We start from the raw sequence: 14,383 nt of genomic DNA on the forward strand, positions 1-14,383 counted from the left end.
CTTGCTCTGATTTCATTTCGCGCGAAAAACACTATGCAAAAATTCGATGTCAAAACCTTTCAGGGCCTGATCCTGCAGTTGCAGGACTATTGGTCCCGCCAGGGCTGTACCATCATTCAGCCGCTGGATATGGAAGTGGGTGCCGGTACCTCCCACCCCATGACCTGCCTGCGCGCCCTGGGCCCGGAGCCCATCGCCTGCGCCTACGTACAACCGTCCCGCCGTCCGACTGACGGCCGCTACGGTGAGAACCCGAACCGCCTGCAGCACTACTACCAGTTCCAGGTGATCATCAAGCCTTCCCCCGACAACATTCAGGAACTCTACCTCGGCTCCCTGAAAGAGCTGGGCATGGATCCCGAGATCCACGACATCCGCTTCGTGGAAGACAACTGGGAAAACCCGACGCTGGGTGCCTGGGGTCTGGGTTGGGAAGTGTGGCTGAACGGCATGGAAGTGACCCAGTTCACCTACTTCCAGCAAGTTGGCGGCCTCGAGTGCAAGCCGGTGACCGGCGAGATCACCTACGGTCTCGAGCGTCTGGCCATGTACATCCAGGGCGTAGACAGCGTCTACGACCTGGTCTGGTCTGACGGCCCGCTGGGCAAGACCACCTACGGCGACGTGTTCCACCAGAACGAAGTGGAGCAATCCACCTACAACTTCGAACACGCCGACGTGGAGTTCCTGTTCCACTGCTTCGAGCAGTACGAGAAGGAAGCCCAGAATCTGCTGGCACTGGAAAAACCGCTGCCGCTGCCTGCCTACGAGCGCATCCTCAAAGCCGCTCACTCCTTCAACCTGCTGGATGCCCGCAAGGCCATCTCGGTCACCGAGCGTCAGCGCTACATCCTGCGCATTCGCACCCTGACCAAGGCCGTGGCAGAGGCATACTACGCCTCCCGCGAAGCGCTGGGTTTCCCCATGTGTCAGCGCACAGAGAACAAGCAAGGTTAAGGAACGGACATGGCACAACATACATTTCTGGTAGAGATCGGTACTGCTGAGCTGCCGCCCAAAGCCCTGCGCTCCCTGGCCGAAGCCTTTGCCGACAACTTCAAAGCCGAACTGACCAAGGCCGATCTGGCCTTCGGCGACGTCGAGTGGTTTGCCTCACCGCGCCGTCTGGCGCTGAAGGTGCACGAGCTGGCCGGCGAACAGCCGAGCAAGAGCGTCGAGAAGCGTGGCCCGGCCGTGGCACAGGCGTTCGATGCCGAAGGCAAGCCGACCAAGGCTGCCGAAGGCTGGGCTCGCGGCAACGGCATCACCGTTGAGCAGGCCGAGCGTCTGGTCACCGACAAGGGCGAGTGGCTGGTTCACACCGCCAAGGTCGAAGGCCGTCCGGCCAAAGAGTTGTTGGGCGAACTGGTTGCCTCCGCGCTTGCCAAGCTGCCCATCCCGAAAATGATGCGCTGGGGCGACAAGACCATCCAGTTCGTGCGTCCGGTCTTCACCGTGACCCTGCTGCTGGATGGGGATCTGGTTCCCGCTCACATTCTGGGTATCGACTCTGCCCGCACCATCCGCGGCCACCGCTTCATGGGCGAGAGCGAATTCACCATCGACAACGCCAGCCAGTACCCGCAGATCCTGCAGGAGCGCGGCATGGTGATTGCCGACTTCATGGCGCGCAAGGCCAAGATCAAGGCTGACGCCGAAGCGGCCGCAGCCGCCTTCGGTGGCGTGGCCGATCTGGACGACGCCCTGCTGGAAGAAGTGACCGCACTGGTCGAGTGGCCTGTGGTGCTGACCGCCAACTTCGAAGAGAAGTTCCTGGCCGTGCCGGCCGAGGCGCTGGTGCACACCATGAAGGGTGACCAGAAGTACTTCCCGGTCTACGACAAGAACGGCAAGCTGCTGCCGAAGTTCATCTTCGTCACCAACATCGAGTCCAAAGACCCGAGCCAGATCATCAGTGGCAACGAGAAGGTGGTTCGCCCCCGTCTCTCAGACGCCGAGTTCTTCTTCAAGACCGACCTCAAACAGACTCTGGCCTCCCGCCTGCCGCGCCTTGAAACCGTGCTGTTCCAGCAACAGCTGGGCACCGTCAAGGCCAAGGTCGAGCGCATCGAGACCGTCGCCGGCTTTATCGCCGAGCGTATTGGCGCTGATGTGGCTCAGGCCAAGCGTGCCGGTCTGCTCTCCAAGTGTGATCTGATGACCAACATGGTCGGCGAGTTCACCGACACCCAGGGTGTCATGGGGATGCACTACGCCCGTCACGATGGCGAAGACGAAGCGGTGGCCGTGGCCCTCAACGAGCAGTACATGCCGCGCTTTGCCGGTGATGCCCTGCCGTCCGGTCTGGTTGCCTGCGCCGTCGCGCTGGCCGACAAATTCGACACCCTGGCCGGTATCTTCGGCATCGGCATGCTGCCCAAAGGTGACAAGGACCCGTTCGCCCTGCGTCGCGCCGCCATCGGTGCCCTGCGCATCATGACCGAGAAGCAGCTGGACCTGGATCTGGTTGAACTGGTTGAAGAAGCGGTACGCGTCTACGGCGACAAGCTGACCAACAAAACCGTCGTCACCGACGTGGTCGACTTTATGCTGGGTCGCTTCCGCGCCGCCTATCAGGACGAAGGCATCGGTGCCGACGTGGTGCTGGCCGTACTGGCCCGCCGCCCGACCCGTCCGCTCGACTTCGATCGCCGCGTCAAGGCCGTCAGCCACTTCCGCACCCTGGATGCCGCACTGGCACTGGCTGCCGCCAACAAGCGCGTGAGCAACATTCTGGCCAAGGTCGAAGGCGAGTTGCCGACTGCCGTCAAACCGGAACTGCTGGTCGATGCCGCCGAGAAGGCGCTGGCCACCCAGGTTGCCGAACTGCAAGCCGAACTGGCCCCGCTGTTCGCCGCCGGTGACTATCAGGCTGCTCTCACCCGTCTGGCCGCCCTGCGCGAGCCGGTCGATACCTTCTTCAACGAAGTCATGGTGATGGCCGACGACGAGGCCCTCAAGGCCAACCGTCTGGCACTGCTGAACAACCTGCGCAACCTGTTCCTGCAAGTCGCGGATATCTCCCTGCTGCAGTGATTGGAGTCTGTTAGCCAGATCAAAAAACGGCGCCGTTAAGGCGCCGTTTTTATTGAGTCCTTACCAATATATTTAACATTCACTAATAAAACAGGAAGTGCGGTGGTTAATAAACAACCAATGGCTCTACCTAATAGGTCCGCCCATGCGATGTAGAGTGCCAGTTAGTTGGTCTGAGTTGGAGTCTCCATGACAACTTCCATTGACTTTTTTTGAATCACTCTCAAGGGAATAAAATTCATAAAAAATCGTTTGAGGCATCCAAGGTCAATATAATCTCTAAGGGCCTTTGTAAACTCTTGTATCTCAGAAAACTTATCTTTAAGGTGCCTATCATATTCGAGCCTTAGCCCTGTTAACTCCCACTCCTGCTCACCTTGGGAGGCTTTTCTAATCTCTATATCTAGCCTAGCTCTTTGTTCTAGCATTGACGCTAGTTGCGCATGATGTGAGTTCAATGCTGTGGTTTGCATGCGGATTAAAAAAACTCTGTAGGTCTAAATTTTGCGGGTGTATAAAGCAACGTATTTTCGTAGTCTTGCAGCAAAGCAAGACCATTCAACGTGAATTTTCCCCGAGAAGATAATCCATCAATCTCATTATCTAGAACACCTATATTAACTTGACATCGCATGATATTAGATTCAGTTAAATCATGAATTTGCATTCTGGCCGACTTGTTATAGCTTAATTTATTCAGAAAACCCGAGAGAAGCGATACAAAGATTGTAAGTAGTGCTCCGACTACTGCACCTAATAAAGCGGCGAAGATCGTGAGGTATAAGTTTGATGCTTTCAATTGCACTGATAACTCAAAAATGAATTCCCTTATAAAATCTAAAATATCCATAATTGCTACTCACATCCCTGAACAAATTTAATAAAAACACATTAACACAATTAAAAACTGTGACACCCACCTATTTTTTCCTCACCCGAGCAGCTAGTAGGCTCGATTAGCCGTCAGGCGTAATCGGACGTTCGCGTAAATCAACTCTCCCGCCATAACGACCACCAGCATTTCTCCTCCCATAAAAAGCTGGGACACCCACCCAATTCCAGCTTTGACAACTAACTCTCCCTCCACTTTCCTTAAACTGAGAGACCCGAGAGGGAAAAGCTGGGACACCAGAGGGAAAAGCTGGGACACCCACCCAACCCCAGCTTTGACAACTCACTCTCCCTCCACTTTCCTTAAACCGAGAGACCCGAGGAGAGAGCCGCCATGACCATCGCCCGTTCACGCCAGATCAGCCTCGCCGATACGCCCTATTACCACGTGGTCAGCCGCTGCGTCCGGCGCGCCTTTCTCTGCGGCCAGGATGATCACTCAGGCCAAAGCTACGAGCACAGGCGCCAATGGGTTGCCGACAAACTGGGCCAGCTGTCGCAAGTCTTTGCCATCGGCATCTGCGCCTATGCCGTGATGAGCAATCACTATCATCTGGTACTCAAGGTGCAGGCCAACATGGCCCATGAATGGAGTGAACATGAGGTGGCTGAACGTTGGTCCCGCCTGTTTCAATGGCCCTTGCTGGTGCGGCGCTGGTATCAGGGGGAGGAACTGATAGCACCCGAGCTGGACGTCGTACACCAGCTGATCGCCCAGTGGCGGGAGCGTCTCCATTCCATCAGCTGGCTGGTGCGTTTGCTGAACGAGTCGCTGGCCCGCCAGGCCAATCAGGAAGATGGCTGCAAGGGCCACTTCTGGGAAGGGCGCTTCAAAAGTCAGGCTCTGCTCACCGAGTCAGCACTGCTGGCCTGCATGGCCTATGTGGACCTCAATCCCATTCGAGCGGGCATCGCTCACACGCCAGAGGAGAGTGACTACACCAGTATCCGGCAGCGGATAGAAGCGACCACAGAAGAGGTGACACCCTCCCCATGGTTGCTTCCTTTTTCCACCAAGGGGGAGTCAGAAGCACTGCCCTACGGTTTTACCGATTATCTTGCCCTGGTGGATTGGACTGGAAGGGCCATCAGAGCCGATAAACGAGGATACATTCCAGACTCTCTTGCCCCCATCTTGCAGCGACTCGGACTCGATGAATCACGATGGCTGAAACAGGTAGCCCTGTTTCGACGCCTGGGTATCAGAGCCGTAGGAGACAAGACTGGCTGCCAGCGATATGCCGAGCATTGCGGCCAGACGCGATGCTACCAGCCCCGAATATAGCGATCATGTCGCTGATTTACCTCTGCTCACTTCGCCATAGATCCCAGGCGCCGGACCCTAACTTTCGCATGAGACCCAAAAACCCCAGGCCAAGGCACCAACCCTCCCTGCGCACCTGACCATCTGCCGATCTCGCTCTGATATCGACAGACCCATGAATGCGCCAATAACACTTCCTATTTGATGGGTGTCCCAAAACAAACACCCTTCCTATTTGATGGGTGTCCCAAAACAAACAATGCCGACCCTGGGGTCGGCATTGTGGACGAACGACACAATGAGATCAGCGCCGGGCGTCTTCCTTCAGCCACTGGGCAACCCGTTTGGCGAAATAGGTGAGTATGCCGTCGGCACCGGCTCGCTTGAAGCAGAGCAGGGACTCCATGATGGTCTCCCGCTCCTTGAGCCAGCCGTTCTGGATGGCGGCCATGTGCATGGCGTACTCGCCGCTGACCTGGTAGGCGTAAGTGGGCACCCCGAACTGATCCTTGACCCGGCGGATCACGTCCAGGTAAGGCATGCCGGGTTTGACCATGACGCTGTCGGCCCCCTCCTGGATGTCCAGGGCCACCTCGTGCAGAGCCTCGTCGCCGTTGGCCGGATCCATCTGGTAGGTGGCCTTGTTGCTCTTGCCGAGGTTGGCGGCAGAGCCGACCGCATCGCGGAAGGGGCCATAGTAGCAGGAGGCGTACTTGGCGGAGTAAGCCATGATCTGGGTGTGAACGAAGCCGTGCTCCTCCAGCGCCGCCCGAATGGCGCCGATGCGGCCGTCCATCATGTCGGAGGGTGCCACCATGTCGGCCCCCGCCCTGGCATGGGAGAGCGCCTGCTTGACCAGGATCTCGGTAGTGATGTCGTTCATCACATAACCTTCGTCATCTATGATGCCGTCCTGGCCATGGGTGGTGAAGGGATCCAGCGCCACGTCCGTGATGACCCCCAGCTCGGGGAAAGCCGCCTTGAGGGCGCGAGTGGCACGCTGGGCCAGGGCATCCGGATTGTAGGCCTCCTCGGCCAGCAGGCTCTTCTTCTCGACGGGCGTCACCGGGAACAGGGCCACGGCCGGCACACCCAGGGCCACCAACTCGGCGGCCTCGATCAGCAGCAGATCGATGGAGAGGCGGTCCACCCCCGGCATGGAGGCCACGGCTTCCCGCTGGCCCTCCCCTTCCAGCACGAAGACCGGATAGATGAGATCGTCCACCGTGAGCAGGTTCTCACGCATCAGACGACGGCTGAAATCCTGTTTACGCGCCCGGCGCAGACGGCGGCCCGGGAAGGCGCCCGGAAGAGTTGTGGCCATGAGTCACTCCTGGATTGGCAGTTGGAAGAAGGCGGCGGAGGTGGCCCGGGTATGGGCCATCAGGGCCTCGGGCGTTTCCGCGCGGCAGGCCGCCACCACCTGGGCGATGTGCGGCAAGAAGGCGGGTTCATTGCGTTTGGGGCGTGGCTTGAGATCCCGGGGCACCAGATAGGGGGCATCCGTCTCTATCATCAATCGACCGGCCGGGATGCGCGCCACCTGCTCGCGCAGCGGCTGGCCCCGTCGCTCGTCACAGATCCAGCCGGTCACGCCTATGTGCAGCCCCAGGGCCAGGCACTCGTCCAGCTCATCATCGGATCCGGTGAAACAGTGCAGCACGGCCCCCGGCAGCTTGGGGAGCCAGGGGCGCAGGATCTCGATGAAGCGGACGTGGGCGTCGCGGCAATGGAGGAAGACGGGCATCCCCAGCTCGGCCGCCAGGGCCAGCTGGGCGTCGAACACGGCATCCTGTACCGGGCGGGGCGAAAAATCGCGATTGTAGTCCAGACCACATTCGCCGATGGCCACCACTTGGGGCAGGGCCGCCAGCTCGCGCAGGGCGACCAGGCTCTGTTCGTCCACCGACTTGGCGTCATGGGGATGCACACCGGCGGTGGAGAAGCAGTAGCTGGGCCAGCGGGCAGCCAGGGCGGCACTGTCGCGGCTGCCGGCCAGGTCGGTACCTGTCAGGATCAGGGCATCGAGACCGGCTGCGCGGGCACGCGCCACCAGTTCGGCTTGTTCCCCGGCAAATTGGGGGCTGGTGAGGTTGAGACCTATGTCTATCATGGGATCGCTAAAGGTGCAGATGAAAGCCAGCAAGGGCCACTACCATACTCCCCGTGCCGGGTCATGAAAAGGGTCGGCCTGCACAAGCGGGCTCCCTCGCCCACCCTGCGCGGATGACGAGGCAAAAAAAGAGGGCCTCAGCCCTCCTCACTCTCTTCCTCCGCCAGCGGCTCCTTGCGGGTATAGAAACGCGCGAAGAAGACGCCGACCTCGAACAGCATCCACATGGGAATGGCGAGCAGGGTCTGGGAGAAGACATCCGGCGGGGTCAGCAGCATGCCGATGACGAAGACGGTCACCACCACGTAGGGGCGCTTGGCCTTGAGGCTGTCCGGGGTCGTGACGCCGGTCCAGCACAGCAGTATGGTCGCCACCGGGATCTCGAAGGCCACCCCGAACGCGAAGAAGAGGGTAAGCACGAAGTCCAGATAGTTGGCGATGTCGGTGGCGATGGTCACCCCCACCGGCGCCGTTCTGGTGAAGAAGCCGAACACCAGCGGGAACACCACATAGTAGGCGAACGCCATGCCGGCATAGAACAGCAGGGCGCTGGAGCAGACCAGCGGCATGATGAGCCGCCGCTCGTGCTTGTACAGCCCCGGGGCGATGAAGGCCCAGGCCTGGTAGAGCAGATAGGGAATGGCGATGAAGAAGGCGACCACTATGGTCAGCTTGATCGGCGTCAGGAAGGGGGTCGCCACATCGGTCGCTATCATGCTGGTGCCCGCGGGCAGCTGGCTGATCAGGGGCGCCGACACGAACTTGTAGATATCGTTCGAGAAATAGACCAGGCAGACAAACACCAGCAAGATGGCGCCGAGGGCATGGAGCAACCGGGTCCTCAGCTCCACCAGGTGGGCGATCAACGGCTGTTCGGTCTGGCTCATGACTTCACCTCCCCTTTGCGATCCGGCGAGGCCGTCGCAGCGGGCTCGGCCCGTTCGACGGGCTGCGATCTGGCCACCCCCTCCGGCAGGATACGGTTTTCCGGCTCGGGCGCCGCGTCAGGCTCATGGATCGGTGCGTCCGGGGACGAGGGCCTGGCGTAGGGATGGGTGACGGAGTCAGCCGCCGCCTTCAGCTTCTCGATGGACTCCTGCAACTCCGGGCTCAGGTTCTGCATCTGCAGTTGCTCGGCCTTCTTGAGATCGTTGTGCAGCTCCTGCAACTTGAGCTCCTGGGCCAGCTCGGACTTGACCGCATTGGCCGTGCTGCGCACCGCCCGGATCCAGCCGCTGACGGTGCGGATGGCCACGGGCAACCGCTCCGGGCCCAGCACCAGCAGGCCGACGATGCCGACCAGCACCAGTTCCCAAAAACCGATATCGAACATGGCTTAGGCCTGATCTTTGTCTTTCTGCTTGGCGCTCTCGTCCTGCTTGGTCGATTCGCTGAGCTGCTTGGGATCGAAGTCCGCATCCTTGCTGGCCGGCTTGTCCTGGGGCTCGTCGGACATGGCCTTCTTGAAGCCCTTGACCGCAGCACCCAGATCGCCGCCGATGCCGCGCAGTTTCTTGGTACCGAACAGCAACACCACGATGGCCGCGATGATCAACAATTGCCAAATACTGATTCCACCCATGATTCGTTCTCCGAGATTGCGCCAGCGGGCGCGGATTGTGATTAGTGTGAGCGGGCCTTGAGCCAACCGAGCAGCCAGCATAACCCTGTACCGGCGAGGCTGATTTGTCCCCACGCAATGTATTGTTTTTGGGTCAGCAAGAATACACCCACCAACAGCAGGCTGGCTCCAACCCCTAAGAGGTAGCGAGCCTGTCCCTGATGCCGATTATGACGGCTGAATTGGACAAACAGATGATCGAATTGACGCTGCTGGCTGCGGGCCTGACGCAGGGTCTCGTAGACCAGCTCCGGCAGTTCGGGCAGCTTCTCGGCCCAGAAGGGGGCCTTGTCGCGAATGGCATTCCATACCGCCTTGGGGCCGACCTGCTCGCCCATCCAGTGCTCGAGGAAGGGCTTGGCGGTCTGCCACAGATCGAGCTGGGGATAGAGCTGACGCCCCAGCCCCTCGACATAGAGCAGGGTCTTTTGCAGCAGCACCAGCTGGGGTTGCACCTGCATGTCGAAGCGGCGCGCCGTGTTGAACAGGTTGAGCAGCACATGGCCGAACGAGATCTCGGACAGGGGCTTCTCGAAGATGGGTTCCAGCACGGTGCGGATGGCGAACTCGAACTCGTCCACCCGGGTGTCGGCAGGCACCCAGCCCGACTCCACGTGCAACTCGGCCACCTTGCGGTAGTCGCGATTGAAGAAGGCGAGGAAGTTCTCGGCCAGGTAGCGTTTGTCTTCCCGGTTCAGGGTGCCGACGATGCCGCAGTCGATGCCGATCCAGAGCGGGTCCTCCGGGTGCTCGCGGGCCACGAAGATGTTGCCCGGGTGCATGTCGGCATGGAAGAAGCTGTCGCGAAACACCTGGGTGAAGAAGACCTCGACACCCCGCTCGGCCAGCAGCTTCATGTTGGTGCCGTTGGCTTCCAGAGCCTCGATGTCGGAGACGGGAATGCCGTAGATGCGCTCCATCACCAGCACCTGCTCGCGGCAATGCTCCGAGTAGATCTCGGGCACGTAGAGGGCGTTGGAACCGGTGAAGTTGCGGCGCAACTGGATGGCGTTGGCGGCCTCGCGCATCAGGTTCAGCTCGTCGAGTATGGTCTTGCGATACTCTTCGACCACCTCGACCGGGCGCAGCCGGGCGCTGGAGGGGATGAAGCGCGCCACCAGACGGGCCAGGGCCGTCATCAGCCGCAGATCCGCCTCTATGGTCTGCTCTATGTCCGGGCGGATCACCTTGATGACGATCTCGCGGTCATTCTCCCTGAGGCGAGCCGTGTGCACCTGGGCGATGGAGGCGGACGCCAGCGGCGTCTCGTCGAAGTCGTCGAACAGGGTCTCGATGGGGCATCCCAGGCTCTGCTCTATTTGGCGACGGGCCGCCTGACCACAGAAGGGGGGCACCCTGTCTTGCAACAGGGCCAGCTCCTCGGCGATGTCCGGCGGCAGCAGATCCCGCCGGGTCGACAGCATCTGCCCGAACTTGATGAAGATGGGGCCGAGCGCCTCGAACGCGAGGCGGATGCGCATGCCGCGGCTGCGCTGGGGCGCGCGATCCTTGAGCCAGAACAGGCTGCGGCGGGCCAGGCGGCCGGGCCAGGGTTGAAATTTGGCCGGTACCAGCTCGTCTATGCCCTGCTCGAGCAGGATGGCGACGATGCGGTAGAGGCGCTTGAACTCCTTGGGGGTCATCAGGGGATCCGTTGTTCGAGTCGGGCGAGGCGCAGCTCGGTGGCCTTGAGGCACCGGCTCAGGGCATCCACATCGTCACAGAAGCTGGCCACTTCCAGCGGGCCTGGGGCGAGACGCACCTCTTCCGTCAGGAATTCGGCCAGCTGGCGCTGGCTGCGGCACAGTTCGCGGCCGATCGCCTCCCGCGCCTTGTGGGCACCGCGAAACAGGCTGTGGGCCAGCACGTCCCCGGTGTAACGGGATAGCTGATCTTCCCAATCGATGTCGAGCTCCCCCAGCAGGGCACTGAACGCCTGCACCAGCTGGGGATCGCCGTGCAGATCCAGCTTCTCCTCGCGGATGTAGCGGGTCAGGGCGGAAGGATCCTTGAGCAGGCCGAGGGCGGTGAGGGAGAGGCTGAGCACGGCATCGGCCTCCCCTTCATACTGGGCCAGCACATCGAGGCGATGCTCCGAGAACAGGAACCAGAGCGGCTTGAGCTCTCGCAGTTCCAGCTTGAGCACCTTGCCCCTGAGCTTGAAAAGCCGCTCATGGCTGTGCTCGTCGAGGCGCAGCAGCTGATTGAAACTGGTTTCGATCACCGCCGTGACCATGGCATCCATCGGCATAATCGGCCCTTAGAACTTGTAACCGCGGTGCAGGGCGACCACACCCTGGGTGAGGTTGTAGTAATCCACCTGATCGAAGCCCGCCTCCAGCATCATGCCCTTGAGGGTTTCCTGATCCGGGTGCATGCGGATGGACTCCGCCAGATACTTGTAGCTTTCGCTGTCGCTGGCGACCACTTCACCCATCTTCGGCAACAGTTTGAAGGAGTAGAGATCGTAGAGCTTGGCGATCACCTCACTCTGGGGCTTGGAGAATTCCAGCACCAGCAGGCGACCACCCGGCTTGAGCACCCGGAACATGGAGGCCAAGGCCTTCTGCTTGTCGGTGACATTGCGCAGGCCAAAGCCGATGGTGATGACGTCGAAGTGATTGTCCGGGAAGGGCAGGGCCTCGGCATTGGCTTGCACGAAGGAGACATTGTTGGCCACCCCCAGGTTGCGCAGCTTGTCGCGGCCCACCTTGAGCATGGAGTCGTTGATGTCGGCCAGCACCACCTGACCCGTCTCGCCGACGATGCGGGAGAACTTGGCGGTGAGATCACCGGTACCGCCAGCCAGATCCAGCACCTTCTGGCCGCGGCGCACGCCGGAACAATCGATGGTGAAGCGTTTCCACAGGCGGTGAATGCCGAACGACATCAGATCGTTCATCAGATCGTACTTGGCTGCGACCGAATGGAAGACGCCGGCCACCAGGGTTTCCTTCTCGTCGGCGGCAACGGTTTTAAAGCCAAAATGCGTAGTTGTAGTCGGTTCCGACATCCCTCAAACACCCATAGAACAAACAATGGCCGCCAGTTTACCAGAGCCGCCAGCGTCCGGACACCTTAAACCCGGCTGGCAACCAACTGCATCCCCAGCACCACCATCAGCAGGCAGAGGAACAGATTCAGGCCCATGTTGAGCACCGCCTTGAACCAGGCACCATGCTGGGCCAGCACCACGGTATCCAGGGCGAAGGAGGAAAACGTGGTCAGGGCCCCCAGCAGACCCACCATCAGCAGTGGCTTCATGGGGTGCTCCATCACATGACCATTGCTGATGAGGGCGAAGGCAACTCCCATGATGAAGGAGCCGACAAGGTTGACGGTGAGGGTGCCGTAGGGAAAGTGGCGACCCAGCAGCAGGGCCATCAGTTCGCCTATTCCAAAGCGCAGGCAGGCCCCGAGGGCGCCTCCTGCGGCCACATATAGCCAAGTCTGCATGGCAAGTCTCCAAGAGTATCAGCCGACATTATGCAGAAGTTCCCCCGCCCATCACAGGGGAAGTCGGGACGGGTTCATCGCTGAAAATCGATCGGCTCGGGTCGCTCCAGCACAATCTCTGTTTGGGCGGGGTGAGTCTGGGCGACCACCTTGCCATGGCGGATCGAGTAGCGCACCGGCACCTGACGACGCACCGCATCGAAGCCACTCTCGGCCGGCAGTATGATCAGGTTGGCTGGCTTGCCCGCCTCCAGCCCATAGCGATCCTGTACATTCAGGGTGCGGGCACTGTGGCTGCTGATCAGTTTCAGGCTGTCATCGATCTGCGGGTAACCCATCAGCTGGCAGACATGCAGCCCCATATGCAGCACCTGCAACATGTTGCCTGTCCCCATGGGATACCAGGGATCGAACACGTCGTCGTGGCCGAAGCAGACGTTGATGTTCGCCTCCAGCATCTCCTTGACCCGGGTGATGCCGCGACGCTTGGGATAGGTATCAAACCGCCCCTGCAGGTGGATGTTCACCAGGGGATTGGCGACGAAGTTGATGTCCGCCATCCTCAGCAGGCGGAACAGGCGAGAGGCATAGGCCCCGTTGTAGGAGTGCATGGCGGTGGTGTGGCTGGCGGTCACCCTGTCTCCCCAGCCCCGTTCCAGGGCCAGGGTCGCCAGGGTCTCGATGAAACGGGACTGTTCGTCGTCGATCTCGTCACAATGCACGTCGATCAGGGCACCATAGCGCTCGGCCAGCTCGAACGCATAATGCAGACTCTCTATGCCGTACTCCCGGGTGAACTCGAAGTGCGGGATGGCCCCCACGACGTCGGCCCCGAGGGCCATCGCCTCTTCCATCAGTCCCTTGCCATTGGGGTAGGAGAGGATCCCCTCCTGAGGAAAAGCCACGAGTTGCAGCTCGACCCAGGGGCTCATCTCTTCGCGCAGCTCCAGCATGGCTCTGAGAGCGACCAGCCCAGGGTCTGAGACATCCACATGGCTGCGCACGAACTGGATGCCGTTGGCGATCTGCCACTTGAGGGTCTGCCTGGCACGGGATTTGACATCCTCATGGGTCAGCAGCGCCTTGCGCTCCGCCCACCGCTCTATACCTTCAAACAGGGTACCAGACAGGTTCCAGCTCGGCTCACCCGCGGTCTGGGTAGTATCGAGATGGATGTGAGGTTCGATGAAGGGGGCCATGGCCAAGCCCCCTTCACCATCGAGTTGAGGCCCATCCAGCCCGACGCCCCCCGCCGGGGCTATGCTGGTGATGAGCCCATCCTGGCAGTGGATCTGCCACCTCCCCTCCTGTCCTGCCAGTCTCACATTGGTGATCAGCATTGCGACTCTCCCACGCTTGAATGCAACCCAGGTTATTTGACAACAAGTTAACTTGGATCAAGGGATGAGAGAAGCCTTTGAGTGTGCTTCATTCGAGAACTGTTAACATGGATAACACAGACACCATCAAGGAGCTGAAGGGAAAGATGGACGAGAAGATGATAGAAATTGGCAGTATCGGCCTGTTCAATGAATACCTGCAAGGCCTGGGGATCCGCAAACCGCCCCTCGACACCATAGAACACCGTTGGGAATATCGACAGGAAGACAGGTTGACGGCCATGGTCACCAGGGCCCCCTCCGGCGAAGCCAGATTCTATTTGGATGCCAGGGCGATCTCGCTGAATTGATCGCTCGATCATCAAAATGACCAACGCAAAAAAGCCTCCCTTTTCAGGGAGGCTTTTGTTTTCATGGTGCTGATACCCAGAGTCGAACTGGGGACCTCATCCTTACCAAGGATGCGCTCTACCAACTGAGCCATATCAGCACACTAACCGGTAAAGACCGCACTGTGTGCGCTATCTAAATCTTCTGTCCAACACGACCTGACGTCGTATCGCGACCAACCACATCGCTGTGATTGCTTAATTGAAGCCTGGCAGTGTCCTACTCTCGCATGGCGAATGCCACACTACCATCGGCGCTACCGCGTTTCACTT

General features: G+C 60.0%; 14 protein-coding genes and 1 tRNA gene. 4 read left to right on the forward strand and 11 right to left on the reverse strand.

Going from position 1 to position 14,383, the window contains the following annotated elements; translation table 11 throughout:
- The first annotated feature begins 33 nt into the window (after positions 1 to 33).
- The 3 genes from glyQ (at position 34) to ACEUCR_RS19900 (ending at position 5,212) form a co-directional block, all read left to right on the forward strand.
- Positions 34 to 957 (forward strand): glycine--tRNA ligase subunit alpha, encoded by a 924-nt coding sequence (gene glyQ, locus ACEUCR_RS19890; RefSeq protein WP_041212022.1) that lies wholly within the window; start codon positions 34 to 36, stop codon positions 955 to 957.
- A gap of 9 nt (positions 958 to 966) precedes the next feature.
- Positions 967 to 3,036 carry a glycine--tRNA ligase subunit beta gene (gene glyS, locus ACEUCR_RS19895; RefSeq protein WP_408792007.1) on the forward strand — a complete coding sequence of 690 codons (2,070 nt, stop codon included), beginning with the start codon at positions 967 to 969 and terminating at the stop codon, positions 3,034 to 3,036.
- A 1,225-nt stretch (positions 3,037 to 4,261) separates the two neighbouring features.
- Positions 4,262 to 5,212: a transposase gene (locus ACEUCR_RS19900; RefSeq protein WP_408792009.1), complete on the forward strand. Its 951-nt coding sequence runs from the start codon at positions 4,262 to 4,264 to the stop codon at positions 5,210 to 5,212.
- A gap of 283 nt (positions 5,213 to 5,495) precedes the next feature.
- Here ACEUCR_RS19900 and hemB read toward each other — a convergent pair whose 3' ends face one another.
- The 10 genes from hemB to ACEUCR_RS19950 all read right to left on the reverse strand — a co-directional run bounded on the left by hemB (position 5,496) and on the right by ACEUCR_RS19950 (position 13,721).
- Complete coding sequence (gene hemB / locus ACEUCR_RS19905; protein ID WP_041997263.1) at positions 5,496 to 6,515, reverse strand: porphobilinogen synthase; 1,020 nt, start codon at positions 6,513 to 6,515, stop codon at positions 5,496 to 5,498.
- 3 nt (positions 6,516 to 6,518) lie between these two features.
- On the reverse strand, positions 6,519 to 7,304 hold the full coding sequence (locus ACEUCR_RS19910; protein WP_408792014.1) for a TatD family hydrolase: 786 nt from the start codon (positions 7,302 to 7,304) through the stop codon (positions 6,519 to 6,521).
- 137 nt (positions 7,305 to 7,441) lie between these two features.
- Entirely contained in the window at positions 7,442 to 8,191 is a 750-nt protein-coding gene (gene tatC / locus ACEUCR_RS19915; RefSeq protein WP_408792010.1) for a twin-arginine translocase subunit TatC, read from the reverse strand.
- Positions 8,188 to 8,637 carry a Sec-independent protein translocase protein TatB gene (tatB, locus tag ACEUCR_RS19920; protein WP_041997269.1) on the reverse strand — a complete coding sequence of 150 codons (450 nt, stop codon included), beginning with the start codon at positions 8,635 to 8,637 and terminating at the stop codon, positions 8,188 to 8,190. Before tatB ends, tatC begins: the two co-directional genes overlap by 4 nt.
- A 3-nt stretch (positions 8,638 to 8,640) precedes the next feature.
- Positions 8,641 to 8,886: a Sec-independent protein translocase subunit TatA gene (gene tatA / locus ACEUCR_RS19925; RefSeq protein ID WP_041997271.1), complete on the reverse strand. Its 246-nt coding sequence runs from the start codon at positions 8,884 to 8,886 to the stop codon at positions 8,641 to 8,643.
- 41 nt (positions 8,887 to 8,927) lie between these two features.
- Complete coding sequence (ubiB, locus tag ACEUCR_RS19930) at positions 8,928 to 10,568, reverse strand: ubiquinone biosynthesis regulatory protein kinase UbiB (RefSeq protein ID WP_041997273.1); 1,641 nt, start codon at positions 10,566 to 10,568, stop codon at positions 8,928 to 8,930.
- Entirely contained in the window at positions 10,568 to 11,176 is a 609-nt protein-coding gene (locus tag ACEUCR_RS19935) for a ubiquinone biosynthesis accessory factor UbiJ (protein WP_408776101.1), read from the reverse strand. Before ACEUCR_RS19935 ends, ubiB begins: the two co-directional genes overlap by 1 nt.
- Before the next feature lie 9 nt (positions 11,177 to 11,185).
- On the reverse strand, positions 11,186 to 11,938 hold the full coding sequence (gene ubiE, locus ACEUCR_RS19940) for a bifunctional demethylmenaquinone methyltransferase/2-methoxy-6-polyprenyl-1,4-benzoquinol methylase UbiE (RefSeq protein WP_041997278.1): 753 nt from the start codon (positions 11,936 to 11,938) through the stop codon (positions 11,186 to 11,188).
- Between the two features lie 65 nt (positions 11,939 to 12,003).
- Positions 12,004 to 12,381: a fluoride efflux transporter CrcB gene (crcB, locus tag ACEUCR_RS19945; protein ID WP_041997281.1), complete on the reverse strand. Its 378-nt coding sequence runs from the start codon at positions 12,379 to 12,381 to the stop codon at positions 12,004 to 12,006.
- 74 nt (positions 12,382 to 12,455) lie between these two features.
- A complete protein-coding gene (locus ACEUCR_RS19950; protein ID WP_408792012.1) occupies positions 12,456 to 13,721 on the reverse strand; it encodes a cytosine deaminase in 1,266 nt (421 codons plus the stop codon).
- A gap of 107 nt (positions 13,722 to 13,828) precedes the next feature.
- On the opposite strand from ACEUCR_RS19950, the gene ACEUCR_RS19955 reads away from it, so the two are divergent.
- Positions 13,829 to 14,071: a hypothetical protein gene (locus ACEUCR_RS19955; RefSeq protein WP_244463717.1), complete on the forward strand. Its 243-nt coding sequence runs from the start codon at positions 13,829 to 13,831 to the stop codon at positions 14,069 to 14,071.
- A 64-nt stretch (positions 14,072 to 14,135) separates the two neighbouring features.
- Here the strand turns inward: ACEUCR_RS19955 and ACEUCR_RS19960 are convergent.
- Positions 14,136 to 14,211: transfer RNA gene (locus ACEUCR_RS19960), tRNA-Thr, on the reverse strand.
- Positions 14,212 to 14,383: the final 172 nt, after the last annotated feature.

Origin of the sequence: Aeromonas bivalvium, assembly GCF_046078285.1 — a bacterium.
Lineage (GTDB): Bacteria > Pseudomonadota > Gammaproteobacteria > Enterobacterales > Aeromonadaceae > Aeromonas > Aeromonas bivalvium.